The organism is Synechococcus sp. H60.1, assembly GCF_047462335.1.
GTDB lineage: Bacteria > Cyanobacteriota > Cyanobacteriia > Thermostichales > Thermostichaceae > Thermostichus.
Window position 1 is genome coordinate 1 of record NZ_JANSJA010000191.1, and the last position, 746, is coordinate 746.

Genomic DNA, 746 nt, shown 5'->3' on the forward strand with positions numbered 1-746 from the left:
AGAGCGGCCTTCCAGAGGATAGAGTGGAAGGGTTCTCCCTTAGCAGATCGCGGTTCTCTATGACCCCCACCATTGAAGTGCCCAAGCGAGGCTTACCCGTTACCATCATCACGGGTTTTTTGGGCAGTGGGAAAACCACCCTGCTCAACCACATCCTGCGCAACCAGAAGGGGATGCGCACAGCGGTACTGGTCAACGAATTTGGGGAGATTGGCATCGACGGCGAGCTGATTGTCTCCAGCGAAGAAGACCTCGTAGAGCTCAACAACGGCTGCATCTGCTGCACCATCCGCGACGACATTGTCGAGAGCGTGCTGCGCCTGATGGAGCGCTCCGACAAAATCGACTACCTGGTGGTGGAGACCACAGGACTGGCGGATCCCTTGCCGGTTGCCCTCACCTTTTTGGGGCCAGAACTGCGGGATCTGACACGACTGGACTCGATCATCACGCTGGTGGATGCTACTAACTTCGCCCCCGACCTGTTCAACAGCGACGTCGCCTACAGCCAAATTGCCTATGGGGATGTCATTCTCCTCAACAAAACGGACTTGGTTGAGCCGGCGGAAATCGAACGCTTGGAAAAACGCATCCGCGAGATCAAGGAAGATGCCCGCATTTTGCGCACGGTCAACAGCGCAGTGCCCCTGGAGCTGATCCTGGATACAGATCTGTTTCAGTCCAGCTCTCTGCCTCAGGAGGAGGCTCACGACACTGAGCATGGGCACGAGCATGACCATGAGCAT

1 protein-coding gene is annotated in these 746 nt (G+C 56.7%); it reads left to right on the forward strand.

What is annotated here, in order from left to right; genetic code table 11:
* Window positions 1-59: 59 nt before the first annotated feature.
* A partial coding sequence (locus tag NW852_RS09830) for a CobW family GTP-binding protein (protein WP_414426689.1) occupies window positions 60-746 on the forward strand: 687 nt, incomplete at its 3' end.